Annotated in this window: 26 protein-coding genes; 17 read left to right on the top strand and 9 right to left on the bottom strand. The window is 69.4% G+C overall.

The genetic code is table 11. The annotated features are described in order from the left end of the window. The first annotated feature begins 205 nt into the window (after positions 1–205). The 8 genes from D7W82_RS10440 (at position 206) to D7W82_RS10475 (ending at position 8,748) form a co-directional block, all read left to right on the top strand. Positions 206–460 carry a hypothetical protein gene (locus tag D7W82_RS10440; RefSeq protein WP_233587406.1) on the top strand — a complete coding sequence of 85 codons (255 nt, stop codon included), beginning with the start codon at positions 206–208 and terminating at the stop codon, positions 458–460. A gap of 9 nt (positions 461–469) precedes the next feature. Further along, positions 470–796 carry a hypothetical protein gene (locus D7W82_RS10445; protein ID WP_233587407.1) on the top strand — a complete coding sequence of 109 codons (327 nt, stop codon included), beginning with the start codon at positions 470–472 and terminating at the stop codon, positions 794–796. A gap of 441 nt (positions 797–1,237) precedes the next feature. Further along, positions 1,238–2,899, top strand: coding sequence for a serine/threonine-protein kinase (locus D7W82_RS10450; RefSeq protein WP_120618197.1), 1,662 nt, complete (start codon positions 1,238–1,240; stop codon positions 2,897–2,899). Between the two features lie 80 nt (positions 2,900–2,979). After that, positions 2,980–3,933, top strand: coding sequence for a glutathione synthase (gene gshB / locus D7W82_RS10455; RefSeq protein ID WP_120618198.1), 954 nt, complete (start codon positions 2,980–2,982; stop codon positions 3,931–3,933). A gap of 2 nt (positions 3,934–3,935) precedes the next feature. Next, a complete protein-coding gene (locus D7W82_RS10460; RefSeq protein ID WP_120618199.1) occupies positions 3,936–4,715 on the top strand; it encodes a tRNA1(Val) (adenine(37)-N6)-methyltransferase in 780 nt (259 codons plus the stop codon). 115 nt (positions 4,716–4,830) lie between these two features. Further along, positions 4,831–5,337, top strand: coding sequence for a DoxX family protein (locus tag D7W82_RS10465; RefSeq protein WP_120618200.1), 507 nt, complete (start codon positions 4,831–4,833; stop codon positions 5,335–5,337). Between the two features lie 111 nt (positions 5,338–5,448). Next, complete coding sequence (locus tag D7W82_RS10470; RefSeq protein WP_120618201.1) at positions 5,449–7,257, top strand: CapA family protein; 1,809 nt, start codon at positions 5,449–5,451, stop codon at positions 7,255–7,257. 213 nt (positions 7,258–7,470) lie between these two features. Then, a complete protein-coding gene (locus tag D7W82_RS10475) occupies positions 7,471–8,748 on the top strand; it encodes an MFS transporter (RefSeq protein WP_120618202.1) in 1,278 nt (425 codons plus the stop codon). A gap of 10 nt (positions 8,749–8,758) precedes the next feature. On the opposite strand, the gene D7W82_RS10480 is transcribed toward D7W82_RS10475, so the two are convergent. Then, a complete protein-coding gene (locus D7W82_RS10480; protein WP_120618203.1) occupies positions 8,759–9,094 on the bottom strand; it encodes a helix-turn-helix transcriptional regulator in 336 nt (111 codons plus the stop codon). 56 nt (positions 9,095–9,150) lie between these two features. Here D7W82_RS10480 and D7W82_RS10485 point away from each other — a divergent pair, with 56 nt between their 5' ends. From D7W82_RS10485 to D7W82_RS10505, 5 genes are all read left to right on the top strand, one after another. Then, positions 9,151–9,588 carry an SRPBCC domain-containing protein gene (locus D7W82_RS10485; protein ID WP_120618204.1) on the top strand — a complete coding sequence of 146 codons (438 nt, stop codon included), beginning with the start codon at positions 9,151–9,153 and terminating at the stop codon, positions 9,586–9,588. 69 nt (positions 9,589–9,657) lie between these two features. Continuing rightward, positions 9,658–10,677 carry an alpha/beta fold hydrolase gene (locus D7W82_RS10490; RefSeq protein ID WP_120618205.1) on the top strand — a complete coding sequence of 340 codons (1,020 nt, stop codon included), beginning with the start codon at positions 9,658–9,660 and terminating at the stop codon, positions 10,675–10,677. Between the two features lie 11 nt (positions 10,678–10,688). Further along, positions 10,689–11,546: a helix-turn-helix domain-containing protein gene (locus tag D7W82_RS10495; RefSeq protein ID WP_120618206.1), complete on the top strand. Its 858-nt coding sequence runs from the start codon at positions 10,689–10,691 to the stop codon at positions 11,544–11,546. Positions 11,547–11,611: 65 nt separating this feature from the next. After that, positions 11,612–12,028, top strand: a complete 417-nt coding sequence (locus tag D7W82_RS10500) for a VOC family protein (protein WP_120618207.1) — start codon at positions 11,612–11,614, stop codon at positions 12,026–12,028. Between the two features lie 45 nt (positions 12,029–12,073). Then, entirely contained in the window at positions 12,074–13,867 is a 1,794-nt protein-coding gene (locus tag D7W82_RS10505; protein WP_120618208.1) for an alkaline phosphatase D family protein, read from the top strand. 5 nt (positions 13,868–13,872) lie between these two features. Here D7W82_RS10505 and D7W82_RS10510 read toward each other — a convergent pair whose 3' ends face one another. The 4 genes from D7W82_RS10510 to D7W82_RS10525 form a co-directional block, all read right to left on the bottom strand. Further along, positions 13,873–14,598, bottom strand: a complete 726-nt coding sequence (locus D7W82_RS10510) for a double-CXXCG motif protein (RefSeq protein ID WP_120618209.1) — start codon at positions 14,596–14,598, stop codon at positions 13,873–13,875. A gap of 26 nt (positions 14,599–14,624) precedes the next feature. Further along, on the bottom strand, positions 14,625–15,263 hold the full coding sequence (locus tag D7W82_RS10515) for a TIGR02269 family lipoprotein (RefSeq protein WP_120618210.1): 639 nt from the start codon (positions 15,261–15,263) through the stop codon (positions 14,625–14,627). A gap of 138 nt (positions 15,264–15,401) precedes the next feature. Beyond that, positions 15,402–16,130, bottom strand: coding sequence for a double-CXXCG motif protein (locus tag D7W82_RS10520; RefSeq protein WP_120618211.1), 729 nt, complete (start codon positions 16,128–16,130; stop codon positions 15,402–15,404). Positions 16,131–16,159: 29 nt separating this feature from the next. After that, positions 16,160–16,810, bottom strand: a complete 651-nt coding sequence (locus D7W82_RS10525) for a TIGR02269 family lipoprotein (protein ID WP_120618212.1) — start codon at positions 16,808–16,810, stop codon at positions 16,160–16,162. Between the two features lie 56 nt (positions 16,811–16,866). Between D7W82_RS10525 and D7W82_RS40035 the strand changes: the two genes are divergently transcribed. Further along, a complete protein-coding gene (locus D7W82_RS40035) occupies positions 16,867–17,349 on the top strand; it encodes a hypothetical protein (RefSeq protein WP_147439287.1) in 483 nt (160 codons plus the stop codon). 50 nt (positions 17,350–17,399) lie between these two features. On the opposite strand, the gene thrA is transcribed toward D7W82_RS40035, so the two are convergent. Continuing rightward, positions 17,400–19,856, bottom strand: a complete 2,457-nt coding sequence (thrA, locus tag D7W82_RS10535; protein ID WP_120618214.1) for a bifunctional aspartate kinase/homoserine dehydrogenase I — start codon at positions 19,854–19,856, stop codon at positions 17,400–17,402. A 455-nt stretch (positions 19,857–20,311) separates the two neighbouring features. On the opposite strand from thrA, the gene D7W82_RS10540 reads away from it, so the two are divergent. Then, positions 20,312–20,593 carry a hypothetical protein gene (locus D7W82_RS10540; protein ID WP_120618215.1) on the top strand — a complete coding sequence of 94 codons (282 nt, stop codon included), beginning with the start codon at positions 20,312–20,314 and terminating at the stop codon, positions 20,591–20,593. Positions 20,594–20,659: 66 nt separating this feature from the next. Here the strand turns inward: D7W82_RS10540 and D7W82_RS10545 are convergent, their stop codons facing one another. Further along, positions 20,660–22,168: a pitrilysin family protein gene (locus tag D7W82_RS10545; RefSeq protein ID WP_120618216.1), complete on the bottom strand. Its 1,509-nt coding sequence runs from the start codon at positions 22,166–22,168 to the stop codon at positions 20,660–20,662. Positions 22,169–22,170: 2 nt separating this feature from the next. Further along, on the bottom strand, positions 22,171–23,577 hold the full coding sequence (locus tag D7W82_RS10550; RefSeq protein ID WP_120618217.1) for a pitrilysin family protein: 1,407 nt from the start codon (positions 23,575–23,577) through the stop codon (positions 22,171–22,173). Positions 23,578–23,709: 132 nt separating this feature from the next. On the opposite strand from D7W82_RS10550, the gene D7W82_RS10555 reads away from it, so the two are divergent. After that, entirely contained in the window at positions 23,710–24,531 is an 822-nt protein-coding gene (locus D7W82_RS10555) for a hypothetical protein (RefSeq protein WP_120618218.1), read from the top strand. Between the two features lie 9 nt (positions 24,532–24,540). On the opposite strand, the gene D7W82_RS10560 is transcribed toward D7W82_RS10555, so the two are convergent. Next, positions 24,541–25,344: a hypothetical protein gene (locus D7W82_RS10560; RefSeq protein WP_147439288.1), complete on the bottom strand. Its 804-nt coding sequence runs from the start codon at positions 25,342–25,344 to the stop codon at positions 24,541–24,543. Between the two features lie 210 nt (positions 25,345–25,554). Between D7W82_RS10560 and D7W82_RS10565 the strand changes: the two genes are divergently transcribed. Further along, on the top strand, positions 25,555–25,968 hold the full coding sequence (locus tag D7W82_RS10565) for a CBS domain-containing protein (protein ID WP_255417103.1): 414 nt from the start codon (positions 25,555–25,557) through the stop codon (positions 25,966–25,968). Positions 25,969–25,974: the final 6 nt, after the last annotated feature.

Here is a 25,974-nt window from a genome sequence, read left to right on the forward strand (position 1 = left end):
CCTTTACACCCCTCTTCATTCCCCTGTCCCACGGCACCCCACCCGCCGGGGTTTCAGGATTGAGCACTTCCGGGCCTGAGTTTTTTTCAGCCCCAAGGGTTTCGAGCCCTTCCAACCCCCCGGAACGACAGGCCTGTCGCAGGGTACGGTTCTGGCAGCTGGCGAGGGGATGACCCTGGCCGGCCCGCCGCAGGATTCTCCAGGATTGCAGGCATTCACGGTGCTCATCGCCCGGGGTGTACAATCCACCGTGGACCGGCTGTCGGCGGAGGTCCGGCGGGCGGTGCTGGCCGAGTTGTTCCGCATGGGCGCTCGCGCCTGTGAGGCCCACTCGGGGCAGGCGGCCCGTCCTCCCTACACCCTGCGCCTGGACGTGGCGGACTGCCGGATGCACGTGGAGCTGGACCCGATGCGTACCCGGCTGTCCCTGACGGGCCTCACCCGGCCCCGGCCGCACTAGAGGACCTTGGTGAGCGAGCGGTGGACGTATGGGCAGATGCTGCCCCGGCGCGCGGGCTACGAGGAGAGCTGGGAGCTCACCTACCGCGTGGAGCAGCTGCGGGAGCTGGTGGGCCAGGAGCTGCACCTGGACCCGGTGCTCGCGGAGGAGCTGGACGACACCCTGGCCCGCCTGGTCCAGCGCAACCAGCGCCTGCGGGGCCTGCAGCGCATGATGGCCACGGACCGGGAGCCGGAGGACCTGGTCATGCACCGCGCCGCGCTGGAGGACCTGGACCGGCAGCTGCTCCAGGAACTGCCCGGGCTGCTGGAGCGGCTCCGCGCCACGATCCTGTAGCGTTCTGTCCCACGCCGTTCGCTGTTCCGCGGAGGCCTGCCGGTTTCCGACTTGTGCACGGGCCCTGCTTCTTTTCACCAGTCTAATTGGAGTGTTGATCAACTGGTAGAAGAGGTAGGGGAAGCCGAGTTGGGGACAAGTCAGCAAGCTTCGGGAATCATTCACGAATCGGCGATCTGCTACATGTGGGTAAATTGCCGGTTTCCCCCGGGCATCCACAAGGGGGCTTCCGAGCCCCCGGTTGTCCACAGGTCCGTCCACACCATCCACAGGTGATCCACAGGGACCTGGGGGGCAGGACCCCGGCAAGGAAGGACCCCGGATGCAACAGCCCTGTTATGGTCCGGCCGGCTTTCTTCACGACGCGGGCGCCATTCTTCCAAGGCGCTGGAGGATGAGCTCATCGACTTCCATCGGGGCGAGCGCATCGGGAAGTACGAGGTGCTCACGCAGCTGACCGTGGGCGGCATGGCGGAGCTGTTCCTGGGCTACACGTCGGGCCCGGGCGGCTTCCGCAAGTACGTGGTCATCAAGCGCATCCTCCCGGACGCGCGCTCCAATGATCAGTTCGTCCGCATGTTCCTGGACGAGGCGCGCATCACCGCGGCCTTCAACCACCCGAACATCGCGCAGGTGTTCGACCTGGGGGAGGAGGACGACGGGCTCTACCTGGCCATGGAGTTCATCGGCGGGCAGAACCTCAACCAGGTGACCAGCGCGTGCCTGAAGAAGCGCCAGCCGGTGCCGCTGGCCTTCACCCTGTCCGTGGCCCGCGACGTGTGCCTGGCGCTGCACTACGCGCACACCTTCACGTCCGCCGGCGGCGAGGCGAGCCCCGTCATCCACCGCGACGTGGCGCAGAAGAACATCATGGTGACGTACGACGGCACCGTGAAGCTGCTCGACTTCGGCATCGCCAAGGCGAAGAACAGCCTGGAGCGCACCAGCGTGGGCACGGTGAAGGGCACCACCGGGTACATGTCCCCGGAGCAGGTGCGCGGCGATGCGCTGGATGGCAGGAGCGACCTGTTCTCCGTGGGCGTGGTGATGCACGAGCTCATCACCGGCGAGCGGCTCTTCGCGGGCAAGACCGAGCGCGACGAGATGGTGAAGATCCTCGAGGACGCCATCCCGTGGCCGTCCGTGCTGCTGCCGCACATCTCCGAGGACATCTCCCGCGTGGTGATGCGCGCGCTGGAGCGCAACGTGGACCGCCGCTACCCGTCCGGGCGGGACATGGCGCGCGCCATCGAGAAGGCGGCCGGCGGCAAGCTGATGGACGCGGACCAGCGCGCCGCGCTCATGAAGAGCCTGTTCGCGGAGCGCATGGCGGCCACGCGGTCCCTGCTGGAGAGCGCGGACGTCACCACCAGCAGCCAGGTGCTGGCGTCGGCGAAGCGGGCGCTCCAGAAGGATGACGGCCCCTACCTGCCGGAGCGCAAGGCCACCGCGCTCAGCGTCGTCGAAGCGCGCAAGAAGGCGGAGATCGCGAAGCTGCGCGCGGAGGCGCCCGGCAGTGACGAGACCGCGCCCCCGGTGAAGCGCTCGAAGCTGGGCGCGGTGTGGGCGCTCCTGTCGCTGTCGCTGTTCCTGGGCCTGGCCTACGGCGCGTTCCGGCTCACCCAGCTGCTGGAGGCCGAGGAGAAGGCGCCCCCTCCCCCGCCCATGGGCCTGGGCGCCATGGTCCCCATCCGGCCGCCCAACGCCCCCGTGCCCGGCGAGGACCTGGACGTCGTGGAGGCGGACAAGGACCCCAAGGCCGCCGCCGCCAAGGACCGCGACGCCAAGGACCGCGACGCCAAGGCTGGTGACACCAAGGCTGGCGACAAGGACCGCGACCGGGACGAGGCCACCGCGAACCGGGGCAGCCGTGGCCGCAAGGGCAAGGGCGAGGTGACGCTCTTCCTGGACGAGCCCGCGGAGATCTTCCTCAACAACAAGTCCCTGGGCCGCGCGCCGCTGGTGAAGAAGTCCCTGCCGGTGGGCCAGGCGGAGCTGATCCTGGTGGGCGAGGACAAGAAGCGCCGCGTGCTCGCCGTGCCGGTGGAGGCGGGCAAGCCCGTGCGCCTCAACCTCAAGCTGAGGGAGCTGCCGGGCCGCTAGACCCCTGTCCGTTCCGGCGCGGAAGAACCTGCTCGAAGGAGCGGCACGGGCGGAGGGCGTCCGCTATCTTCCGCCCCCACATGGCCCTCTCCCTTGGCTTCCTGATGGACCCGCTCGAGAGCGTGCGGGTGGACCACGACACGACGTTCTCGCTGATGCTGGAGGCACAGCGGCGGGGGCACGACGTCTATTACTTCGAGCAGGGCTGGCTGCGCTTCAACGGCCGGTGCTCGGAGGCGCGCATGCGCCGGGTGAAGGTGCGGCGTGAGGTGGGGCACCCCTTCGACGTGCTGAGCGAGGACGTGCGGCCGCTGTCGAAGCTGGACGTGCTCTTCCTGCGCAAGGACCCGCCGGTGGACGCGGACTATCTGCACGCCACGCAGCTGGTGGAGCTGTGTCCGGACCGTTCTCCCATCTTCATCAACAACCCGTCCGGCATCCGCGACGCGAACGAGAAGCTCTTCACGCTGAACTTCCCGGACCTGATGCCGGAGACGCGCGTGACGCGTGAGCTGTCCGTGGTGCTGGAGTTCGCGGCGAAGAACGCGCAGGGCACCATCCTGAAGCCCATCGACGGCTTCGGCGGCAAGGGCATCCTGTTCCTCGCGCCGGGGGACCGCAACGCGCGCTCCATGGTGGAGCTGCTTACGCAGGGCGGGAAGGAGCCCATCCTCGCGCAGGCATACGTGCCGGAGAGCCGCCTGGGCGACAAGCGCATCATCCTGGTGGACGGAGACCCGGTGGGCGCGGTGCTGCGCGTGCCGTCGGACGCGGACCACCGGGGCAACATGGCCGCGGGCGGCACGCCGATGAAGGCGGACATCACCGAGCGCGACCTCTACATCTGCAAGCGCCTCAAGCCGTCGCTCCAGGAGAAGGGGCTGACGCTGGTGGGAATCGACGTGCTGGGCGACTACCTCACGGAGGTGAACGTCACCAGCCCCACGGGCCTGGTGGAGGCCAGCCACCTGGACGGCGTCTCCTGCGAGGCGCGCGTGCTGGACGTCGCCGAGCGGATGCACGGCGCGCGCTGACCGTGGAACCCGTCAGGCTGGAGGACGGCGAGACGCTGGACTCCATTGGCACCGCGGACGTGCGCGTGTTCCAGCGCCGCACGGGCTACCGCTTCACGTTGGACGCGGTGCTGCTGGCGCACTTCGCGGCCACGGAGGGTGGTGACCTGTCCGGGCCGGTGCTGGAGCTGGGCGCGGGCAGCGGCGTGGTGTCGCTGCTCCTGGTGAAGCAGTTCGGCGTCGCGGGCCCGGTGGATGCGCTGGAGCTCCAGCCCGCGGTGCACGAACGACTGACGCGCGCGGTGGCGCTCAACGGGTGCGAGGGCCGGGTGCGGCCGGTGCTCGGGGACCTGCGGCAGGCGCGGTCGTTGTTCACGTCCGGGACCTACGGGCAGGTGGTGTCCAACCCGCCGTTCCGCCGGGCCCAGGCGGGCGTGGTGAGCCCGGACGCGGAGCGGGCCGTGTCCAAGTCGGAGGTGGCGTGCGATGCGCCGTCCGTGGTCGCGGCGGCGCGGCATGCCCTGCGGCCCGGTGGCGGCGTGAGCCTGGTGTACCCGGCGGCGCGGCTGGCGGAGGTGCTGGGGGTGCTCGCGAGCGCGCGGTTGTTCCCCCGGGTGCTGAGAGCCGTGCACGCGCGGGTGGACGCGCCCGCCACGCGCTTCCTGGTGCAGGCGCTGAGGGATCAGGACCGGGGCCTGTCGGTGCGCGCGCCGCTCATCGTCCATGGCGAGGGACCCGGCGGCTACAGCGCGGAGGTGGCGGCGCTGATGGACGTGCCGCTGGCGGAGCGGAACGGGGGTTGAGCGCCCGGCCGCTGAGCGTTGGGCCCTGCGAGCGTCGGGGCCGGATGGGCAGATGCGTCACAACGTAAGGGGCACTTCACCTACCGGACGTGCGCGTCCCGATGAGGAGAGCCCCATGAACGTGACGATGCTCAACGAACAGCCGTCGCTGCTGAAGTCGGCCGCGCTGCTGCCTCCGCGCCTGTCGCTGGGCGCGACGATGATTCATCACGGCCTGGCGAAGCTGAAGAAGGAAGGCATGGAGGAGCAAGCGGGCATGTTCGAGCAGCTGGGCATCAAGCCCGGCAAGACGTGGCTGCTGGCCACGGGCATCACGGAGCTGGTGGCCGGGGTGAGCTCCATCCTGGGCATCGCGACGCGCTTCACGGCGGTGTCGGTCATCGTCACGCAGGCGATGGCCATCGCGAAGGTGCACCGGAAGAACGGCTTCGACATCACCAAGGGCGGCTACGAGTTCAACGTGGCGCTCATCGCCATCGCACTGGGGACGCTGATGCGCGGGCCCGGGAGGCTGTCCCTGCACAGCGCGCTGGAGCGGCGGGTGAAGCGCCGGGAGCTGAGGCACTTCCGGCTGTTGCCGCGTCAGCGCAGGGGCTCGGTGCTGCTCGACGCGATCGGGTAGCCGGGGCCAGGGCCTCCGAGGGGTGTGGGGGTGTCGCCTGCCCGTCTGCTGCCGAACCGGGCCTGCCGGTGGCGCCCCTGCCCCCGCTTCATCCCGTAAGATGCGCGGGCCATGGCCCCCCCGTCCGTCCTGCTGATGCTGGCGCTCGCCGCGCCCGCCGCGTCTGTCCCCAACTTCTCCACAGCCGAGTCCTCCAGCACCGCGCGCCTCACCGAAGCGGGCATGGCCTCCGTGCGCTCCGTCATCCGGGATACGAGCGCCGGGCGGCTCGAAGTCGCGGGCCTCGCGTCCGTGCGAGGGGCGGCGGGGAAGCCGGGTGGCACGCGCCAGCTGGATGCGGCGGGCCTCGCGTCCGTGACGGCCGCCACGCGGACCCGTTCCAGTGATTCCGAGACGCCGGTCGCGGTGCGGATGCCCGCGGGCGTCGCCGAGTCCATCCCGACGCCGCGCCCCGAGTCGAACACGGTGCCGGCCACGGGCGCCGCGCAAAGCCAGACAGAATCCCTCTCCGAAGCAGGCCGCATCGCCGTGGAGGCCAGCGTCGGTGCCTTGCGCGCCGCGGCCATGGCGATGCACGGCAAGGCCGGCGCGTCTGGCCTCGCCACCGTGGGCAACCCGGACGAGCACTACGCCCGGGGCGTCGCCGCCCTCCAGTCCAAGGACTCGCGCACCGCCATCGCGGAGCTGTCCGCGTGCGTGCAGGCCGCGCCGTCCCGTGCCGACTGCCGCTGGGAGCTCGGCTGGGCGTACTCCGTGGAGGGCCGCTGGGCGGACTCCCTCACGCAGTGGACGCAGGTGCGCGCGCTCAATCCCAACCAGCCGGACTTGGACGGGGCGCTCACGCAGGCCCGCAGCCAGGCCGCGCTCCAGGCGAAGCTCGCGCAGCCGGTGGACAGCACGCCCCGCCCTCCCCCGCCGCCGGGCGCGAAGCTGCGCATCCGCGCCGCCGGTGACCTGATGCTCGGCACCACGGTGCCAGAGGGCTACCTGCCCCCCGAGGGCGGCGGCAGCGTCATCGCGGCCGTGCGCCCCCTGCTGGAGGACGCGGACCTCACCTTCGTGAACCTGGAAGGGCCGCTCTGCGACACCGGCAAGACCACCAAGTGCCGCTCGCCCGCGAACTGCTACGCGTTCCGCTCCCCCACCTCCTTCGGCGAGTACCTGAAGGAGGCCGGCGTGGACGTGGTCTCCACCGCGAACAACCACTCCGGAGACTTCGGCGAGGAGTGCCGCCGCGCCACCGAGTCCACCTTGGACACGCTGGGCATCGCCTGGAGCGGTCCCCCGGGCAGCGTGGCCACCGTGGAGCGCAACGGGCTGAAGATTGGACTGGTGGCCTTCCACACGTCCGCGGGCTGCAACCACCTCAACAACCTGCCCACCGCCACCGCGCTGGTGAAGCAGACCGCCGCCACGCACGACATCGTCATCGTCTCCTTCCACGGCGGCGCGGAGGGCGGCAAGGCCCTGCACGTCCCGGCCGGCAGGGAGATGTTCTTCGGCGAGGACCGCGGCGACCTGCGCGTCTTCACCCACGCGGTGGTGGACGCGGGCGCGCACCTGGTGCTCGGCCACGGCCCGCACGTCGCGCGCGCCATGGAGTTCTACCAGGGCCGCCTCATCGCCTACTCCATGGGCAACTTCGCCACCTACGGCCGCTTCAACCTCAAGGGTCCGCAGGGCCTGGGCATGATCCTGGAGGTGGAGCTGGACAGCCGCGGCGGCTTCTCCAACGGCCGCATCCTCCCCACGAAGCAGGTGGGCGCAGGCATCACCTGGCCGGACCCGGCCGCCAACGTCGTCTCGCTGGTGCGCAAGCTCACCACCGAGGACTTCCCCGACACGGGCGCCCGCATCGCCGACGACGGCCGCCTCTCTCCGCGCAAGTCGCCCGTCACGGCCTCCAGCACCGCGCCGTAGCGCCGAGCCTTCACGACAACGCCGCACCCGCACCCACGGACGCAGCACCTCCGTGGGTGTTTTGTAGGTCACGCATCGCGCATCACCGTCAGGGAATGCGCGCTTTGTTGAAGCCGGGCTGCTGCCTGGGCTGCCGTGCGCTTCATTGCGCCTCCAAGCGTGCCGCGCCGTGCAAGGCATGCGTGGGCGGCGTGCGCTAAGACAGCCATCGACGTGCCTGCCCATCGACTCCCACGACTGACTTCGCTGCGCCCCTTCGAATACCCCGGCTACTTCGCCGTGTGGCTGGGCGCGCTCATCTCCAACATCGGCACCTGGATGGAGACGGTGGCGATGGGCGTGTACGTCACGCAGACCACCGGCCGCGCGGAGTGGACGGGCGCCATCGTCGCGCTGTCCTTCCTCCCCGCGGTGGTGCTGGCGCCGGTAGGCGGCGCGCTGGCGGACCGCTTCGACCGGCGCGCGTACGCGGGGCTGGGCGCGCTGCTGCAGGCGGTGCTCGCGGCCGTGCTGACGGTGCTGGCGTTCCGAGGGCAGCTGTCAGTGTCCGTCATCGGCGTCATCTCGTTCCTCAACGGGTGCGTGAGCACGCTCACCTATCCAGCCTTCTCCGCGCTGCTGGCGGAGCTGGTGCCGCCGGAGGACCTGCACCTGTCCACCAGCCTCAACTCCGCGCAGTTCAACCTGGGCCGCATCATGGGGCCCACGCTGGCCGCGGTGGTGTTGCAGGCCGGCGGGCCCGCGTGGGCGCTGCTCGCGAACACGCTGTCCTTCTTCGCGGTGCTGGTGGCGCTGTGGCGCGTGGCGCCGCCGGCGCGGGACAAGGCCGCGAAGCGAGAGCCGCTGTGGGACGGCATCCGCCGCGGCATCACCGTGGCGCGAGACGACGAGGACATCTCGCTGGTTCTGGTGGCCACCTTCTTCGTGGCCGCGCTGGTGGCGCCCTTCATCGGCCTGGTGCCGGTGTTCGCCATCCGCGAGCTGGGCCAGGGCGCGGCGGCCACGTCGCTGCTGGTGACGTGCCAGGGCGCGGGCGCGGTGACGGCGGCGCTGTGCGTGGGCACGCTCGCGGAGCTCTTCGGACAGCGCAAGCTGCGCGGCTACTCGGCGACGACCATCGCGGTGCTGGCGGGCGTGTACTGGCTGGCGCCCACGCTCCAGGTCGCGGCGGTGTGCATCTTCTTCCTCGGCGCCAACTACCTCATCTTGATGAGCAGCCTGAGCGCGTCCTGCCAGGGCCGCGTGCCGCGCGAGCTGCAAGCGCGCATGGGCAGCCTCTACAGCATGGTGCTGGGCGCGGGCTACTCGCTGGGCGTCTGGTTCCAGGGCGCGCTGGCGGACCGCATGCACCTGCGCTTCGTGACCCTCGGGTGCAGCGCCCTCTTCCTCGCGCTGGTGCTCACCACGCGCCTGCTCAAGCCCGCGCGCTTCGAGAACGAGCCCCTGGCCCAGGCCGCGGACGTCCAGCCGTTCTCCGACAGCGCGCACTGACGCGCGTCCGTCAGTCCTCCTCTTCCAGGTCCCGCTTCAGCTTCGTCAGCAGCTTCACCGCGTGCGTGGCGTAGGAGCTGATCCACCGCGCGTGGATGTCCTGGATGGGCGCCGCGTTGAGGTGGTTCCACCGCGTGCGTCCCTCCTTGTGGGACAGCACCAGCTCCGCCTTCTCCAGGACCTTCAGGTGCTGCATCACGGTGCAGCGGTCCAGGGTCTCCTCGAAGTGCTCGCACAGCTCCCCGGTGGTCCGGGGCGCGTCCTTCAACAGGTCCAGGATGGCCCTCCGGCGCGAGTCCGCCAGCGCCTTGAAGATGAGGTCGTCCCGGTCGTCACTCCTTGACATGTTATATTTATATAACCTATTTGCGGGCAGGACCAGTTCACGACCAGGGGTGCCCCATGGAGCCGAAGTTCCAGGTGCAGTTGAAGATCCGCAAGCCGGTGGCGCAGGTGTTCGAGGCGGTGGTGAACCCCGCGAAGCTGAGCGGCTACTTCGTGAAGACGAGCAGCGGTCCGCTGGCGGCGGGCACCACGGTGAAGTGGAGCTTCGCGGAGGTGCCGGGCGAGTTCGACGTCATCGCGCGCGAGGTGATTGCCAACGAGCGCATCGTCTTCGAGTGGCCCACGGACGACGGCTACAACACGCGCGTGGAGATGGACTTCGTGCCGTTGGACGCGGGCAACACGATGGTGAAGATCCGCGAGTCCGGCTGGAGGCCGGATGAGAAGGGCATCACGGCGTCCTACGGCAACGCGGGTGGCTGGATGCACATGATGCTCTGCCTCAAGGGCTACCTGGAGTACGGAATCAACCTTCGGGAGGGCGGGGCCTTCTGAAATCCGCGACGCGGGGGAATGTCACGGCCAGACTGCCGTTCCCTCGCGTCCCGTTGACGAAGGAGCCCCATGCCGTCCGTCCGCGTCCCTGCCCTGCTCCTGTCCGCCCTGCTGCTCTCCGCGCCCGCCGCGAACGCGCAGGAGCCCAAGCGCGCCCCGGAGGCGCTGGGTATCGCGATGGAGGGCTACCCCTACCCCGCGCCCGTGCAGTTCCTGTCCGTGACGTTGAAGGGCCAGGACCTGCGCATGGCGTACATGGACGTGAAGCCCACGGGCAACGCCAACGGGCGCACCGTGGTGCTGCTGCACGGCAAGAACTTCTTCGGCGCGTACTGGAAGGACACGATTCGCGCCCTCACCGCCGCGGGCTACCGCGTCGTGGTTCCGGATCAGATTGGCTTCGGCAAGTCGTCCAAGCCGGCCATCGCGTACAGCTTCCACATGATGGCGTCGCTGACGCGGCAGGTGCTGGAGAAGCTGGGTGTGAAGCAGGCCGCGGTGGTGGGCCACAGCATGGGCGGCATGCTGGCGACGCGCTTCGCGCTGATGTTCCCGGAGGTCACGACGCAGCTGGTGTTGGAGAACCCCATCGGCCTGGAGGACTACCGCGAGTTCGTCCCCTGGAAGTCCACCGAGGACCTCTACCTGGAGAACCTGAAGGCCACCGAGGAGGGGCTGCGCAAGTACCAGCGCGGCTACTACGTGAAGTGGAAGCCCGAGTACGACGAATACGTCCAGGTGCTCTATCGCCAGACGCTCAGCGGCGAGTACCCGCGCCTGGCCTGGGCGTCCGCCGCCACGCAGACGATGATCTACGAGCAGCCGGTGGTGCACGAGTTCCCGCAGGTGAAGGTGCCCACGCTGGTGGTGATTGGCCAGGAGGACCGCACGGTGGTGGGCAAGGGCAGCGTGCCGCCCGCGCTGCTGCCGAAGCTGGGGCAGTACCCGGCGCTGGGGAAGAAGACCGCCGCGGCCATCCCGGGCGCCACGCTGGTGGAGCTCCCGAACGTGGGCCACATCCCCCACTTCGAGTCGCCGGAGAAGTGGCACTCGGCCCTGCTGGACTTCCTGCGCAAGGTTTCGAAGTAGTCTTCCGCGGCATGCATCGCATCCGCGTGGTGCGCCACGCGTCCGAGCGGGGCGGCTGGGAGATGGCGCTGGCCACGCCGCCCCCGGCGCTGGCGCCGCTCATCCGGGACTACTGCGGCTTTCGCGAGGCCATGCCCCAGCCCATGCGCCGGCAGGAGCTGCCCGGCGTGCAGGTGGTGCTCATCCTGGAGTTCGGCCCGCTGCTGAAGCACCTGGACGACGTGGGCGGGGTGACGCGGCACCGCTCCGGCTTCGTGGCGGGGCTGGACGAGCGCTGGAGCACCACCGAGCACAACGGCGAGTCCCACGGGCTCCAGGTGAACCTCACGCCGCTGGGGGCCCGGCGCCTCTTCGGCCTGCCCATGCACGAGCTGGCCCACCGGGTGACGGGCCTGGAAGACCTGTGGGGCGGTGAGGCGCGGAGGCTGGTGGAGTCCCTGGCGGAGGCGCGGGACTGGGCGGCGCGCTTCGCCCTCGCGGACGCGTTCCTGCTGAAGCGCGCGGAGCGGGGGCCGGCGGTGGACGCGGGCGTGAAGTGGGCGGTGGAGCGCATCCAGCGGACGGGAGGCCAGGTGGACATCGCCACGCTGGCGAGCGAGCTGGGCCACAGCCACAAGCACCTCATCCACCAGTTCCATGAGCAGGTGGGGCTGCCTCCGCGCAGGCTCGCGCGCCTGTTGCGCTTCGACCGGGCGGTGGAGCGCATCAAGTCCGGAGGCCCGGTGCGCTGGGCGGAGCTGGCGCTGGAGCTGGGTTATTTCGACCAGGCGCACCTGAACCGGGACTTCCGCCAGTTCACCGGTGGGCCGCCGTCCGCCCTCCTGCGCCGTGTGCTACCGGACGCGGGCGGCTTCGAATCCGGCGCGTAGGTAAAATCCGTCCAAGAAAGGCCGGGGGTGGATGGGCAGGATGCGCGGTGAAAGGAAATCACACCATGTCCCTGCCCAGCATGTACCCCTTCCTCCACTACGCCGACCCCGAGGCCGCCCTGCGCTTCCTGAAGCAGGCCTTCGGCTGCGAGGAGCGCGTCGTCTACCGCAAGCCTGACGGCGCCATCGCCCACGTGGAGCTGACGCTGGGTCACGGCCTCGTGATGTTCGGCGGCGCGGAGGGCGGCCGGCTGAAGATGGCCGCGTCGAAGGACGTGCCCCTGAAGAACCAGGGCATCTACGTGGTGGTGACGGACCCGGATGCGCTGTACGCGCGAGCGAAGGCGGCGGGCGCGAGCATCGCGATGGAGCTGCACGACACGGACTACGGCTCGCGGGACTTCAGCGCGCTGGACCCCGAGGGGAACGTCTGGAGCTTCGGCACGTACCAGCCGCTCGCGGTGCCTCCGCAGAAGGGGTGAGGCGCCTTCGTCGACGGGAGGGGGTGTCCATGCAAGGCTTTCCCCATGAAGCTCTTGCTGGGACCCATCCTGTACGCCCGGGCGCAGGCCACGCCGGACCCGAAGTCCCATGACGTGTGGAGCTTCTTCGTCAACGTGTTCCTGGACAGCACGTCGGCGAAGAAGCCTCCGGCGTTGAGGCTGTGTTTCCGGGACGCGAAGGGCCAGCGGGTCGCCGTCTTCGACGAGGCGAAGCCCGCCGCGGACCTCTCCGCCCTGCCCAAGGACACCCGGGGCGTGGTGTGGCGCTGGGAGGTCAACCTGCCGCGCACGGACGTGGCGCAGCGTCTGTCCTATCACTTCGAATCGCCAGACACGCCCGGCGTGCCGGTGACCTTCGAGCGTCCGACGCCGCGAGACCACCGGCCGTGGTCCTCGAAGGTCATCCCGCCGGAGCCGCTGGTGGTGTCCGACGTGGTCGTCCCCGCGAGGGGCGTGTCGCCGAACATCGCGTTCTTCTCCTGCAACGGCGCCAGCCGTGCGAGTGATTGGAGCAACCTGGCGCAGCCCTTCGCGCTGTGGGAGCGGATGCTGCAACAGCATCAGGGGGACCCGGTGGATCCGGCGAAGACGCCGGGCTTCCAGCTGCTGCTCGGGGGTGGGGATCAGCTCTACGCGGACTCGCTGCACAACACGCTGGATGTGTTGAACGCGTTCATGAAGCTGCCGCGGTCGGAGCGGTTGAAGCTGCCGGTGCCGGACGGGCTCTCGGAGAAGCTGTTCGCGGAATACGTCTGGCTCTACCGGGAGCGCTGGGGCGGGAGCCAGGGCATCGCGCCGTTGCTGCGGAGGGTGCCGGGGCTGTTCATGTGGGACGACCACGACATCTTCGACGGGTGGGGATCGCACGAGGAGCTCCAGCAGGCGCCCTGGTATCGCGCCATCTACAGCGCGGCGGCGCGGGCATTCGAGGCCTTCCAGCGAGGCTTCTTGGAGCAGCCGGCGAAGGCACGCGAGCCGGACGACCGGGGCGTGGTGGAGCCCGCTCGGCACTATTTCCAGACGTTCTGTTTCTCCACGGCGGACTGCGACCTGGACGTGGTGTTGCTGGACCTGAGGAGCGGCCGGACCAGCCGGGTGTTGGACACCGGGGACGCGCATCCGCAGACCGAGTTCACGGTGATGAGCCGCTCACAGTGGGACGCCTTCGACGCGTGGCGCGAGGAGCACCGCCAGCGGCCGGAGAACGGCAAGAAGGCGCGGCACGTGCTGGTGGTGTCGTCGGTGCCGCTGGTGCACCTGCGTTTTGGTCCAGCGATGGAGCGGATGACCGGAGGTGGCGTCGAGCTGCGCGACGACCTGCTGGACCAGTGGGAGTCCGCGGTGCACCGGGGCGAGCGCACGCGGTTGTTGATGAACCTGTTCTCGCTGGCGAAGAAGTCCTACTGCGCGGTGACGGTGTTGTCCGGGGACGTGCACGTGGGAGCGAGGGCGCGCGTGCGTTCACGCAACCCGGACCACCTGGTGCCCGCGTTGGGGACGGTGGGCGAGGTGTTCATCGAACAGGCGACGTCCTCGCCCATCGTGCATCCGCCGCCGGGGTGGCTCGCGTTCAAGGGGATGCTGGCGTTGTCGGAGGATTCAAGGGAGGACCTGCCGGGGTTCCTGCAGACGGAGCTGTTGCCGGTGGGCAAGGAGCTGTACCTGAGGGACCGCAACTGGCTGTCCATCCGGCTGGAGCGGCCCAAGCACCGCGACACGACGGCGCGTCCGAAGCTGTGGGTGAAGTGGATCGCGGAGAAGGAGAACCTGCCCATGGAGGTGGTGGTGGAGCCGCCGCCCTTCCCTGCCGTGGGCTGAGGGCTTCAGCGGACCGGGAGCTCCCGGAAGGAGATGCCGCTCCAACCGCCCTGCTCCACCGCGTCCTTGAAGCGGTCCGTGCCGATGAGGACGGTGCCGTAGTCGCCCAGGCGGAAGAGGTCGATGTCCGTGGGCAGCGAGGCCGCGTCGAGGATGAGGTCGTCCGGGAGGCGGAGGCCCACGCGTCCGCAGGTGGGACAAGGCGGTTCCAGGTCGGGGGGGAGGCAGTCGCGGTGCATCCGGCCGCGCAGTTCGAGTTGGAGTTCGAGGATGTCCGGGGGCGTCTTCTGCCGGAACCGCAGCTCCGTCTTGCAGCCGAGAAGGCCTCGGATGCCGGCGGCCTGGAGGCTGTCGAAGGCATCGCGGCGCACGAGGATCCAGCAGCTATCCAGACCCGAGAAGGGAGCGAACTGACCTCGTGCATGGCCTACCAGCGGGCCAAAGGTCGTTCCGGGGGCAAGCTCGGAGCCTGGGGGCGCCAGTGGGCGTACCAGTTCGCGGAGACGCGCAAACTCGTGGAAGGGCTCGGGCCGGGCTTCTTCGAACTCGCCTCGTTCGGGAAGAACCGACAGGTCTACCGCGGGGTAATGGTCTCCCCAGGTGGACCAGGTGGCGCCACATCCCGGGCAATCCTTGATGCCAGGCAGGCCCCACTTCGGTGCGGCATCGAAATCCCCTTTGAAGGAGTTCCAGACTGCTTTGTCGCGACGAAGCTCAAAGAAGCGGGTCATGGTCTCTGAAGTCGAATCACCGGAGGTCACTTGTACCGCTGGATGGGACCACCCAACAGCTGAAACCGATAGATGAGTTCCCCAGCGTGTTTGAAGATCTCTGGAGGTTTGGCGAACCTGTTCGCCCTGCTGAACTCGCGCCAGGCTTCATTCCACATGCCCCCGCTGTGCCCATTGCTGTGGATGCGCCGGTGGACATGCACGGGAATGGGAATCGTGTACTGGTGGATGTCGACGCCTTGTCTCTTGAACCACCGGGCCAGGTCAGGGGCCTGCGGGAAGATGTGGTGCTTCTCGAACTTGCCCGCAGGAAGCCGCCGCTGAGGAGGCACGGGCTTGGGGTTCCCGTACCACGGGAACACCATGACGGGTTCCGGGTTGCCCGGCAGGCCCATGCTGGCGCCCCAGTTGCGCCGGGGCCCGCTTCCTGGAGCGGGAGCCACGGGTGGAGGCCGGGGCGGCAGTCCGCGCGCCAGCACCACCTCCCCAGGCACGTCCTCGCACCGGAAGAAGCCGCACGCCGTGTCCCCACAGACCAGGGTCACACAGGCATCGCTGCTCGCGTCACCGCACTCCGCCTCGGCTTCATCCCAGCGCTGCTGGAGCGGCGTACTGGACGCACACGCCACCATGCACAGCGCCAGGAGCATCAGCATCTTTCGCATGGCGGAGAAACCTACTCATATCCGGCGTCTCTGTATCCATCAGGCCGTGGAAGCTGCACGTGCCGGTCAGTCGCTTTCCCTCCCGGGGTCGAGGAGCGCTTTCCCCAGCGACTGTCTTCACGAAAGACAGTCTGAACTTCAGGAACGCACGGGCAGTTCCCGAAAGGAGATGCCAGTCCAACCGCCCTGCTCCACTGCATCCTTGAAGCGGTCCGTTCCGATGATCATGGTGCTGAAGTTGTCCAAGCGGAACAGGTCCCTGTCCGTGGGTAACGAAGCACCGTCGAGGATGGGGTCGTCCGGACGTCGGAAGCCCTGTCGTCCGCAGGTGGGACAGGGCGGCTCCAGGTCAGGAGGAAGGCAGTCGCGGTGCAGGAGGCCGCGCGGTTCGATCTGGAGCTCAAGGATGTCCGGAGGCGTCTTCTGACGGAACCGCAGCTCCGTCTTGCAGCCCAGCAGTCCACGGATGCCCACAGCCTGGAGACCGTCGAATGCGTCGCGGCGGATGAGCATCAGCGAGGTCCCCTGCCAGGTGAACGGCCCGAACTGACCGGATGCAGTGCCCGTGAGCGGACCGAAGCTTGTTCCGGGAGGAAGCGATGCATCCGGTGGCACCAGTGGGCGCACCAGTTCCCGGAGACGGACGAACTCATGAAACGGCTCGGCTCGGGCCTCCTCGAATTCCCGATGCTCGGGGATGAATGAAAGGTCCACGGCGGGGTACTGACGTCCCCATCCACCCCCCGTCACGCCGCAGCCTGGGCAATCCTTGATGCCGGGCAGGATCCATTTGTGCGTGGCGTCGAAATCTCCGCTGTAACGGGATGTGGCTGCTTCGTCGTCGCGGAGCCAGAAGAAGGAGGGCATGGACCGTCAGGGCTCAAATGGGTGAAGGCTCAGTTGTACTTCTGGATGGGGCCACCCAGCAGTTGGAATCGATAGATCAGCTCCCCGGCATGCTTGAAGATTTCCTCTGGGGAAGCGCCTCCGTTCGTATCTCTGAACTCACGCCAGGCCTCGTTCCACATGCCCCCCTTGGGGCCGTTGCTGTGGATGCGCCGGTGAACGTGCACGGGGATGGGGATCGTGTACTGGTGGATGTCGATCGCCTTGATCTTGAACCACGCGGCGAGGTCCGGGGCCTGCGGGAAGATGTGGTGCTTCTCGAACTTGCCCGCCGGCAATCGCCGCTGTGGAGGCACGGGCTTGGGGTTCCCGTGCCAGGGGAACACCATCACCGGTTCCACATCACCCGGTAGCCCCATGCTGCTGCCCCAGTTGCGCCGGGGCCCGCTTCCTGGCGCGGGAGCCACGGCCACAGGTGGCGGCCGGGGCGGCAGTCCCCGCGCCAGCACCACCTCCCCGGGCACGTCCTCGCACCGGAAGAAGCCGCAGGCCGTGTCCCCACAGACCAGGGTCACACAGGCGTCGCTGCTCGCGTCACCGCACTCCGCTTCGGCTTCATCCCAGCGCTGCTGGAGCGGCGTGCTGGACGCGCACGCCGCCATCCACAGCGCCAGCACACAGGACGTCAGGCTTTTCCTCATGATGGAAAGCCTACTCATAGACCCGTGCGTCCCCGCCACGGTGGTAGCGTCAGCCCATGGGCTTCTGGAAGACGCTATTCGGGAAGAAGAGCAAGGAACAGCGGGTGACTTCGAGGGTCATCTCCGTGCTGCCGCCCGAGCGATTCCTGGCGGGAGGCCTCCCCCTCCACGCGATCGCGGGCACGCTGCATGACCCTCACGGAGGGCCCGATGGCTTCGAGGTGAACCCAGCCTTCGTGGCACTTCTCCATCAGGTCGTCCGCGAGTGCGCGCCAGCCGATCCAGGCGCCCAGGCCGAGGCACAACGCATCGGCAAGGGGTGGCTCTACATCTCGGATCAACGGCTGCCTCCGGGTGAAGAGCGTGTGCCCCCAGAGGACATCATCGGCTACTTCACTGTCGAATCCGGACGAATCACTCCCGAAGGCTATACGCCCAACGAGAAGCACCGCGTCTTCACACACCACGGCCTCGTCCGCCTTCCTGGGATGCTTCAAGAAATCCTGGTCACACGAGCCGCCGAAGACACCCGGGAGTGAAACAGAAGCGGCGTGCTGGACGCGCACGCCGCCATCCACGACACCCACGCTCAGGGCAACGGCCCCTCCACCAATCGCAACACATCCGCGAGCACCCCCGCCGCCGTCACCGCAGCGCCCGCGCCATACCCTCGAATCACCAGCGGCGTGGGGCTGTACCGCTCCGACAGGAAGCTCAGCGCGTTCTCGCCGCCCTTCACTGCCGCCAGCGGATGCTCCAGCGGCACCGGCACCAGGCCCACGCGCACGCCCTCCGGCCCCACGCTGCCCACGTAGCGCAGCACCTTGCCTTCCTTCCGGTGCGCGTCCACCCGCCTCTGGAAGATCTCGTCCGCCTGCGGCAGCCGCGCCAGGAACTCCGGCAGCGGGCCCTTCGCGTCGAACTCCTCCGGCAACAGCGACGCCAGCGCCACCTCCTCCAGCTCCAGCGACCGCCCCAGCTCCCGCGCGAGGATGAGCACCTTGCGCGCCACGTCCGTGCCCTCCAGGTCGTCGCGCGGATCCGGCTCCGTGAAGCCCTTCTCCATCGCCGTGCCCACGGCCTTCGACAGCGGCACTCCCGCCTCCGTCAGCCCCAGGATGAACGACAGCGAACCCGACAGGATGCCCTCCACCCGGTGCACCGTGTCTCCCGTGCGCAGCATGTTCTTCAACGTGTCGATGACCGGCAGCCCCGCCCCTACGTTCGTCTCGTAGAGGAACCTCCGCTGGTGCCGCGCCGCCGTCTCGCGCAGCGCCTTCCAGTGCTCCTGCCGCCCCGCATTGGCCTTCTTGTTCGCTGTCACCACGTGCAGCCCGGACGCCATCAACGCGGGGTAACCCAGCGCCACGTCCTCGCTGCTCGTGCAGTCCACGAAGATGGGCCGGCCCGGCCGCCTCGCCTTCGCCCACGCCCGGAACGTGTCCAGCGTGAAACCCGACTCGCTCGTCTCCAGCCGTGCCTTCCATCCGTCCAGCGCCACGCCCTCCGGCGCCACCAGGCTGTGTCTGCTATTCGCAATGGCACACACGCGCAAATCCAACCCGTGCGCCCGCAGCTTCGGCGCTTGCTGATGAATCTGCCGCAGCAGCTCCCCGCCCACCGTGCCCACGCCCGCCACCAGCAGCTCCACCACCTCCGTGGTGCCAAAGGCCTTGCGGTGCACGTGTGCCATTGCCCGCGGCCCGTCTTCCCTCGAAATCACCGCGGAGATGCTGCGCTCACTGGACCCCTGCGCGATGGCCGCGATGCTGCAATCCACGTCCGCCAGCGCGCTGAAGAACGTCCCCGCAACGCCCACCCGGTGCCGCATCCCGTCTCCCACGATGCTCAACACCGCGAGCCCCGGCTGATGCTCGATGGGGTCCACCTTCCCCGCCTCGCGCTCCACCTCGAACGCGTCCTCCAGCGCCAGCACCGCCCGCCGGGCCTCCGCCTCCCCCACGCAGAAGCTGATGGAGGACTCGCTGGAGCCCTGCGTAATCAACACCACGGAGATGGACGCCATCGCCATCGCCTCGAAGACGCGCGCGGCCGTGCCCGGCACGCCCTTCAACCCCGCGCCCGCGATGTTGATGAGCGCGATGTCCGGCAGGAACGACAACCCCCGCACCGGGTGCCGCGAAGCCGGCGCCGTGGCCGTCACCCGCGTGCCAGGGTGCTCCGGCCGGAAGCTGTTGCACACCCTCACCGGGATGCCTCGCTCCCTCGCGGGCGCAATCGTCTTCGGATGCAGCACCTTCGCGCCGAAGTAGGCCAGCTCCATCGCCTCCTCGAAGCTCACCTCCTCCAGCGCGAACGCCTCCGGCACCAGCCGCGGGTCCGCGCTGAAGATGCCGTCCACGTCCGTCCAGATCTCCAACAGCCGCGCATCCAACGCCGCCGCCGCCAGCGCCGCCGAGTAGTCCGACCCTCCCCGCCCCAGCGACATCGTCTTGCCGCGCGCATCCCCACCAAAGAAGCCCGGCATCAACATCAGCCCCGGCCCGTCCTCACGCAGCGTCGCGAACCGCGCGCGGATCTCCTCCACCCGGGGCGTCGCCTGCAGCGGGTCTCCCGAACACACCAGCACCTGCCTCGGGTCCAGGCTCACGGGCGAAAGCCCCCGCGCATCCAACAGCGCCGCGAGCAGCAGACACGACGCCCGCTCCCCCAGCCCCGACAGGTGCGCCAGCACCGACGGCGAGCACTCCCGCAACAACCCCACGCCCTGCAACAGCCCGCGCAGCTCGACGCCCAGCGCCACCAACCCCTCCGCCAGCGGCCGGGTCTGCGCGGGCTTCAGGTCCACGCTCAGCGCCTTCGCGATGGCGGAGTGCGTGTCGTCGAACCGGGCGCAGGCCTCCTGCACGGACTCGCCCTCCTCGGCCACCTTCGCCGCCTCCACCAACAGGTTCGTGATGCCCGACACCGCGGACGCCACCACCATCACCCGCTCGGCCTTGCGCGCCTCCTCCACCAGCGCCACCACGCCGCGCATCCGCTCCGCATCCCCGACACTGGTGCCACCGAATTTCATCACGCGCATGACACGGCCTCCTCTCGGGACGTCGGGACTCGGTGGCTGGGGCGGCACATCGGAAGCGGCGTCATACGGGTCCTCGGGGTTGGCGGCTGGCAGGTGGGGCAACGCAAAAGCCCCGCGCTCGGGAGGAGCGCGGGGCCGGGTTCGGAAGGGGGACCTTCAGGAGGTCCGCTTCGGAAGTCAGGCGGTCCGCGCTCCGCGAGGAGTCAGGCCGGTGCGAGTGCAAGTCTCGGTCAGCACGGTCTGGACGCGCGCGCCCACGGAGGACGTCGTCCCCTCGTGCCGCTGGCTGTCCCCGCTGCGTCCGACCATGGAGTCCCCATCCTAGCCGCTTTTCACGCGCCAGGGTCAGGGGGCAGGCAACCAGCCCCCCGGTCCAGGGCCCCCACCGTGGTGCTCGCGGCCAGGGCTGCCGACATTGAGCGTGTGAGCTGTCCCACCCCCTTCCGGAGCAACCCATGGCCACCCACAAGAAGAGCGACACCGCCCACAAGCCCGGCTTCGCCAAGGACCGCGTGGAGGGCGGGCTGGAGGCGGACGACACCAAGCCCCTGTACGCGGACGACGCCAAGCACTCCACCGAGGAGCAGAAGTTCGCCCTCGACAGCGACGGCCCCGTCGGAGGCCCCCGCAACAACCCCCAGAGCGTCATGGACGACATCGACGACGAGGAGCGCGAGGAGCGCGGCCGCCTCAAGGCCGAGGCCCGCCAGGAAGAGAACGAGCCCACCCGGGAATGAAAAAAACCGGGGCCCCGACACCCACGTCGGGACCCCGGCTTCCACGCCTCGAAGTGGAGCGCTCTGTTACTTGGAAGCAGGCTCCGACGCCGGCGTCTCCACCAGCGTGAGCTTGCCCAGGTTGAGCGGCGTCACCTGCTCCTGGATGACCAGCGGGTCGCCCACGAGCACCACCTGCATGTTGGCGGAGTCCAGGTAGGACTCGGCCACGCGCTGCACCTCCGCGGCGCTGGCGTTCTCCAGGCCCTCCACGGTGCGCTTGAACTCATCCATCGGCCGGCGGTGGAAGTAGAGCTGCGCGGCGCTGCCACCCAGGCCCTCCACCGTCTCGAAGGCGCCCGGGAACGCGCGGATGAGCCCTTCGCGCGCGGCGGCCAGCTCCTTCTCCGTGATGGGGTTGGACTTGATGCCGGCCAGCTCCTTGATGAACTCGTTGAGCGCCGGGCCCGTCACGTCCTGCCGCACGGCCGCGTACGCGGTGAGCGGTCCCACGCCCAGGCGCGTGCCCAGGTGCGCGTTGGCGCCGTAGCTGTAGCCCTTGTCCTCGCGGATGTTCATGTTGAGCCGGCTGCCGAAGAAGCCGCCGAACACCGTGGTGGCCAGCTCCAGCGGATACTCGTCCGGGTGGCCCGCGGCGAGGCCGGGACGCCCCACCAGCACCACCGTCTGCTCCAGGCCCGGCTTGGGCACCACGCGCACCTGCTGACGCGGCGGCGCGGGCGGCGCGGGCGGCGGCTTGGGCGCCACGGCCCCGCCCTTCCACCCGCCGAAGTACTTCTTCCCGAACTCCACGGCCTGCTGGAGCGTCACGTCGCCGGTCATGATGAGCGCGGCGGCGCGAGGGCCCGTGTGCTTCGTGTAGAAGCTCTTCGCGTCCGCCAGCGTGAGCGACTCCACCGTCTTCGGCGTCCCGCCGGACGTATGGCCATACGGGTGGTCCGCGCCGAACACGGCCTGGTAGTAGGCCTGCTGCGCCAGGAAGTTCGGGTCGCCCATGCGGCGCACCAGCTCACCCAGCTGCTGCTTCTTGCGGCGCTCGAAGGCCTTCGCGTCGAAGGTGGGCCGCAGGACGACGTCCGACAGCAGGCTCATCGCCGCGTCCACGTTGGTGGTGAGCACGCGCGCGCCCACGAAGGCGCCGTCCGGGTCCACCGACAGCGCGGGCGACACGCCCAGGTCCGCGAACGCGTTGTCCAGCGCCACCGTGTCGCGCTTGCCCGCGCCCTCCAGCAGCATGCGGTAGGACAGGTCCGCGATGCCCAGCTTCGCGGCGGGCTCCTGCGACACGCCCGCGGCGAAGGCGATGCCCACGAACACCAGCGGCAATTCCTTGCGCGTGCTGACGATGACGGTGAGGCCGTTGTCCAGCTTCGCCTGCTCGAAGGTGGGCAGCACCAGCTCCGGCGGCTTGCCGGGCTTGGGCTGCTGCTCGCGGAACGCCTCCGCGTCCGGAGCGGGTGTCTGGGTTCGCGGCGGCGCGGCCGGCGCCGTTTCAGCCGGCGTCTCCGCGGGCTTCGTGGTGGCGCAGCCGGCGATGGACAGCGTGAGGAGGGCAGTGAGGATTCGGCGGTGCATGACTAGCGGGCCTCCTTGCCCGGAGCGGAAGACGGCGCGGCCTTGCCGGCGGACGGCACCGCGTGGAGCACGACGCGCGCGTCGGGGCGCAGCACGTCGTTGGCGAACTGCTTCACCGCGCCGGGGGTGACGTCCTGGTAGCGCGCCAGGTCCTGCGCGACGTAGCTGGGCTCGCCCACGAACTGGTTGTAGGTCTGGAGCGTGTCGGACTTGCTGCCGGAGCCGCCCACCGCCTGCAGGCCCGCCAGCTGCCGCGTGTCATAGCGGGTGCGCGCGCGGACAATCTCCTCCTGCGTGACGCCGTCCTTGCGGACCTCGTCCAGCACCGCGTCGATCTCCTTCTTCAGCGTGTCCGTGGTGACGCCGGGCCGGGCCACCGCCTCGATGGAGAAGACGGACTGCGCGCCCTGGCTCTGCTGCACGGCGTCCACGCTCTGCGCCAGCTGCTTGTCCAGCACCAGCCGGCGGTACAGGCGGCTCGCGCGGCCCGTGCCCAGCGCGGTGGCGAGCACGTCCGCCGTCGCGTCCCCGGGCTTCAGGTACGGGGCGGTGAGCCAGGACATGGTGAGCAGGGGCAGCGTGGCCACCTTCTCGTCGTGGCGGATGGTCGTCTCGCGCGTGACCTTCACCGGCTGCACGTCCGGACGCTGGGGCTTGGGCGCGGAGGTCAGCGTGCCGAAGTACTTCTCCACCAGCGCCTTGGCCTTCGCGGGGTCGAAGTCGCCCACGATGGCGAGCGTCGCGTTGGAGGGCGCGTACCACTTGCGGAAGAACGCCTTCACGTCATCCACCGTGGCCGCGTCCAGGTCCTTCATGGACCCAATCACGTTGCCGGAGTACGGGTGCGGCGCGGGGAACAGCGCCTGCCACGCCTTCTCCTGCGCCTCACCGTAGGGGGCCGTCTCCACGCCCTGGCGGCGCTCGTTCTTCACGACCTCCTTCTGCGTCTGGAGCTTCTTCTCCGTGAGCGAGTCCAAGAGGAAGCCCATGCGGTCGCTCTCCAACCACAGGGCCGTCTCCAGCAGGTTGCTGGGCACGGTCTCGTAGTAGTTGGTGCGGTCGAAGCTGGTGGTGCCGTTCAGGTCCGTGGCGCCCGCCTGCTCCAAGAGGCCGATGTGCACGTCGTCCGGCACGTGCTTGGAGCCCTGGAACATCATGTGCTCGAAGAGGTGCGCGAACCCGGTGCGGCCCGGCGTCTCGTCGTAGGCACCCACGTGGTACCAGACGTTGACGGCCACCACGGGCAGCTTGCGGTCCACGGAGAGGATGACCTCCATGCCGTTGGGCAGCGTGTACTTCTCATAGGGGATGGCCAGGTTTTCGCGGCCGGGCTCCAGCGGCTTCGCCTCGGGGGTCTGCGCGAGCGCCGGAAGCCCCACGAACAGGGCCGCTGCGGCGAGGGCCTTCAATCGGGACAAGGTTCCTCCACGGTTCAGGACGGTCTTTCGCGCGCTTAGCACGCGCCCCGGGGCCTGTAAGCCGGAAGGAGACGGGGTGGGCCCGGGGGTGCCGGGGGTTGCTCGCCGTGCGACACTGCGGCCATGAGCCTGGAGGTGCCCCTCTCCCAGCAGGGCCGCTGCGCGGTCCACCCGGACCTGCCCGCGGGCGGCACCTGTTTCCGCTGCGGGAGCTTCATCTGCGCGGACTGCGCCACGTCCGTGGCGGGCCTGGGCGTGCGCCTGTACTGCCAGGCCTGCGCGGCGCGCCCGGACGTGAACTACCTGGAGGCCCTGCGCCAGCGCTATTGGGGCAAGCGTGATGGATGGGCGTGGGTGGTGGGGGGCGTGACGCTGCTGCTCTGCGTGGCCACCGCCGCCGCCCTGGCGGAGTGGGGGGTGCGCGCGACGAAGGAATCGCTCTTCACGTTCCTGCTGCTGTTGCCCGTGCCGGTGGGCGTGGCCTTCTTCCTGGGCCAGCGCTGGGCGCGGCACGCCATGCTGGTCACGCCGCTGATGATGGCGGTGGTGGCGGATGCCCTGGTGCCGGACGGGCGCTTCCTCTACCTCCTGTGCGCCATCCCCGGCCTGGTCACCGGGCTGCGCATCCATCGCGACGTGCGCAACCAGCTCTTCTTCCGGCTGCCGGTGCCGCCCGGGGCGCTGAAGCTGCTGTGGAACGAGCGCTTCGACAACCCGATGGCGCGTCAGGCCTCGCGGTTCGGTTTCAGCGCGCTGTTCATGCCCATGTTCGCGCCCGTGGCGGTGATTTGCGGCGCGGTGGCGCTGAAGCGCGTGGACCCGAAGGCCACGCCGCCCATTGGCCGCCGGAACCAGGCCCTGATGGGGCTGGTCCTGGGGCTGGTCAGTCCGCTGCTGTGGGGGAGCTTCCTGCTGCTGTGGCTGTCCGGCCGGATCCCCTTCTGACCGCGACGGTCAGAACGGGCGAGCGCCCAGGGCCCCCTCGGTGCGAAGGATCTCCCGCACCGTGTCCCCCACGCCCTGGCATTCACCGGTCGCGGCGTCCAGGAGCAGCTCGGAGTCCGTATGGGGCAGGTCCCCGCTCTGGATGCACGCTCCCAGTGAGAGGTCCTTCAGCCAGGTGGACTGGCGGAACGTCACGCGCAGGGAGCCGCCTTCCTCCACCGCGAGGGCGTAGGGGACCTCGAAGCCCAGCGCCGTGCCCTCGGGCAGGGTGAGTTTCATGGTCCAGCTCTGCGTGCCGCCGCGCTTCAGCCAGGTGTGGGCCTTGAAGCCGCCCTCCCCCAGCACGAAGTCGATCCGCCGGTACTTGCCAGGGGGGATCCGCAGTTCCTTCTCGCCCTGCGAGAGCTCCCCAGAATCCAGATCGATGGAGAAGGGGCCCGCGAGCGTGACCGTGCTCGGGGCGTCTCCGGACTGGACGCACCCGGCGCCCTCGGGGAGCTCCTCCCTCACGTCCTCGCAGGTCAGTCCCCCGCCCAATTCCAGACGGATGTCCGCCACGCTTACGACGACGGTATGCAACTGGAAGATCAAGCCGTCACCCGACGTGATTTCGGGAAACGGGGGCGGGGACGTCATGGCCCGGACGCCGGAGGCCGGGACCGCCAGGGAGGACGCGCCCGGCAGGGTCGAGCTCAGCGAGAAGATGAGCCGGGGATGGCTGTCACCGCAGCCGGACAGCCCCAGGGACATCAAAGACAGACACAGCACGGCGCCAGCAGGGCCGGAGGTACGCAACCAGGGGATTGAGGGCATGTCGGAAGCACTGCACAAGGGGGAGCGCCTCCGGCCGGGCGTCCCGATGCGCGAGCCCCACAGGGCCCACGAAGCCTCAGCATGCCCGAAGCCCGGGGAAATGGACAGACACCCGTGAGGGTGGCGCATGCCAGCGGACAGGCCGGTGCTCAGCGTGAGGAGGAACCCCACAGGAGAGACACCATGGCAACGCAACGCGTGAGCGACGTAATGACATCCGACGTAGAGGTCGTCCGACCGTCTGATTCCCTGAGGATGGCCGCGGAGAAGATGCGCCTGCTGAACGTGGGCCCCATGCCCGTGTGTGACGGCGATGAGCTGGTGGGCATCGTCACGGACCGGGACATCGTCATCCGCGCGGTGGCTCAGGGACTGGACGCCGAGCGCACCCAGGTGGCCCAGGCGATGACCCGGGGCGTGGAGTTCGTCTACGACGACGACGACCTCACCCAGGCGGCCCAGAAGATGAGGGCCTCGCAGATCCGCCGCATCCTGGTGTTGAACCGGGCGAAGCGGCTGGTGGGCATCCTCTCGCTGGGAGACATCTCGGCGGAGCTCAGCGACCAGGAGAGCGGCAGGACGCTGGAAGAGGTGTCCGCCCCGTCGCAGCCGGCCGCGCCCTGATGCGGG

This window comes from Corallococcus sp. CA049B, from assembly GCF_003611685.1.
In the GTDB taxonomy this organism is placed as follows: domain Bacteria; phylum Myxococcota; class Myxococcia; order Myxococcales; family Myxococcaceae; genus Corallococcus; species Corallococcus coralloides.

What these genes read in the sequence shown, in the direction of transcription:
- D7W82_RS10485 (WP_120618204.1), top strand. Translation starts at nt 9,151, where the DNA reads ATGGAGCCGAAGTTCCAGGTGCAGTTGAAGATCCGCAAGCCGGTGGCG.
- D7W82_RS10510 (WP_120618209.1), bottom strand. Translation starts at nt 14,598, where the DNA reads ATGACCCGCTTCTTTGAGCTTCGTCGCGACAAAGCAGTCTGGAACTCC.
- D7W82_RS10490 (WP_120618205.1), top strand. Translation starts at nt 9,658, where the DNA reads ATGCCGTCCGTCCGCGTCCCTGCCCTGCTCCTGTCCGCCCTGCTGCTC.
- D7W82_RS10525 (WP_120618212.1), bottom strand. Translation starts at nt 16,810, where the DNA reads ATGAGGAAAAGCCTGACGTCCTGTGTGCTGGCGCTGTGGATGGCGGCG.
- thrA (WP_120618214.1), bottom strand. Translation starts at nt 19,856, where the DNA reads ATGCGCGTGATGAAATTCGGTGGCACCAGTGTCGGGGATGCGGAGCGG.
- D7W82_RS10465 (WP_120618200.1), top strand. Translation starts at nt 4,831, where the DNA reads ATGAACGTGACGATGCTCAACGAACAGCCGTCGCTGCTGAAGTCGGCC.
- D7W82_RS10560 (WP_147439288.1), bottom strand. Translation starts at nt 25,344, where the DNA reads ATGCCCTCAATCCCCTGGTTGCGTACCTCCGGCCCTGCTGGCGCCGTG.
- D7W82_RS10495 (WP_120618206.1), top strand. Translation starts at nt 10,689, where the DNA reads ATGCATCGCATCCGCGTGGTGCGCCACGCGTCCGAGCGGGGCGGCTGG.
- D7W82_RS10470 (WP_120618201.1), top strand. Translation starts at nt 5,449, where the DNA reads ATGGCCCCCCCGTCCGTCCTGCTGATGCTGGCGCTCGCCGCGCCCGCC.
- gshB (WP_120618198.1), top strand. Translation starts at nt 2,980, where the DNA reads ATGGCCCTCTCCCTTGGCTTCCTGATGGACCCGCTCGAGAGCGTGCGG.
- D7W82_RS10520 (WP_120618211.1), bottom strand. Translation starts at nt 16,130, where the DNA reads ATGCCCTCCTTCTTCTGGCTCCGCGACGACGAAGCAGCCACATCCCGT.
- D7W82_RS10515 (WP_120618210.1), bottom strand. Translation starts at nt 15,263, where the DNA reads ATGCGAAAGATGCTGATGCTCCTGGCGCTGTGCATGGTGGCGTGTGCG.
- D7W82_RS10505 (WP_120618208.1), top strand. Translation starts at nt 12,074, where the DNA reads ATGAAGCTCTTGCTGGGACCCATCCTGTACGCCCGGGCGCAGGCCACG.
- D7W82_RS10555 (WP_120618218.1), top strand. Translation starts at nt 23,710, where the DNA reads ATGAGCCTGGAGGTGCCCCTCTCCCAGCAGGGCCGCTGCGCGGTCCAC.
- D7W82_RS10540 (WP_120618215.1), top strand. Translation starts at nt 20,312, where the DNA reads ATGGCCACCCACAAGAAGAGCGACACCGCCCACAAGCCCGGCTTCGCC.
- D7W82_RS10545 (WP_120618216.1), bottom strand. Translation starts at nt 22,168, where the DNA reads ATGCACCGCCGAATCCTCACTGCCCTCCTCACGCTGTCCATCGCCGGC.
- D7W82_RS10565 (WP_255417103.1), top strand. Translation starts at nt 25,555, where the DNA reads ATGACATCCGACGTAGAGGTCGTCCGACCGTCTGATTCCCTGAGGATG.
- D7W82_RS10500 (WP_120618207.1), top strand. Translation starts at nt 11,612, where the DNA reads ATGTCCCTGCCCAGCATGTACCCCTTCCTCCACTACGCCGACCCCGAG.
- D7W82_RS40035 (WP_147439287.1), top strand. Translation starts at nt 16,867, where the DNA reads ATGGGCTTCTGGAAGACGCTATTCGGGAAGAAGAGCAAGGAACAGCGG.
- D7W82_RS10480 (WP_120618203.1), bottom strand. Translation starts at nt 9,094, where the DNA reads ATGTCAAGGAGTGACGACCGGGACGACCTCATCTTCAAGGCGCTGGCG.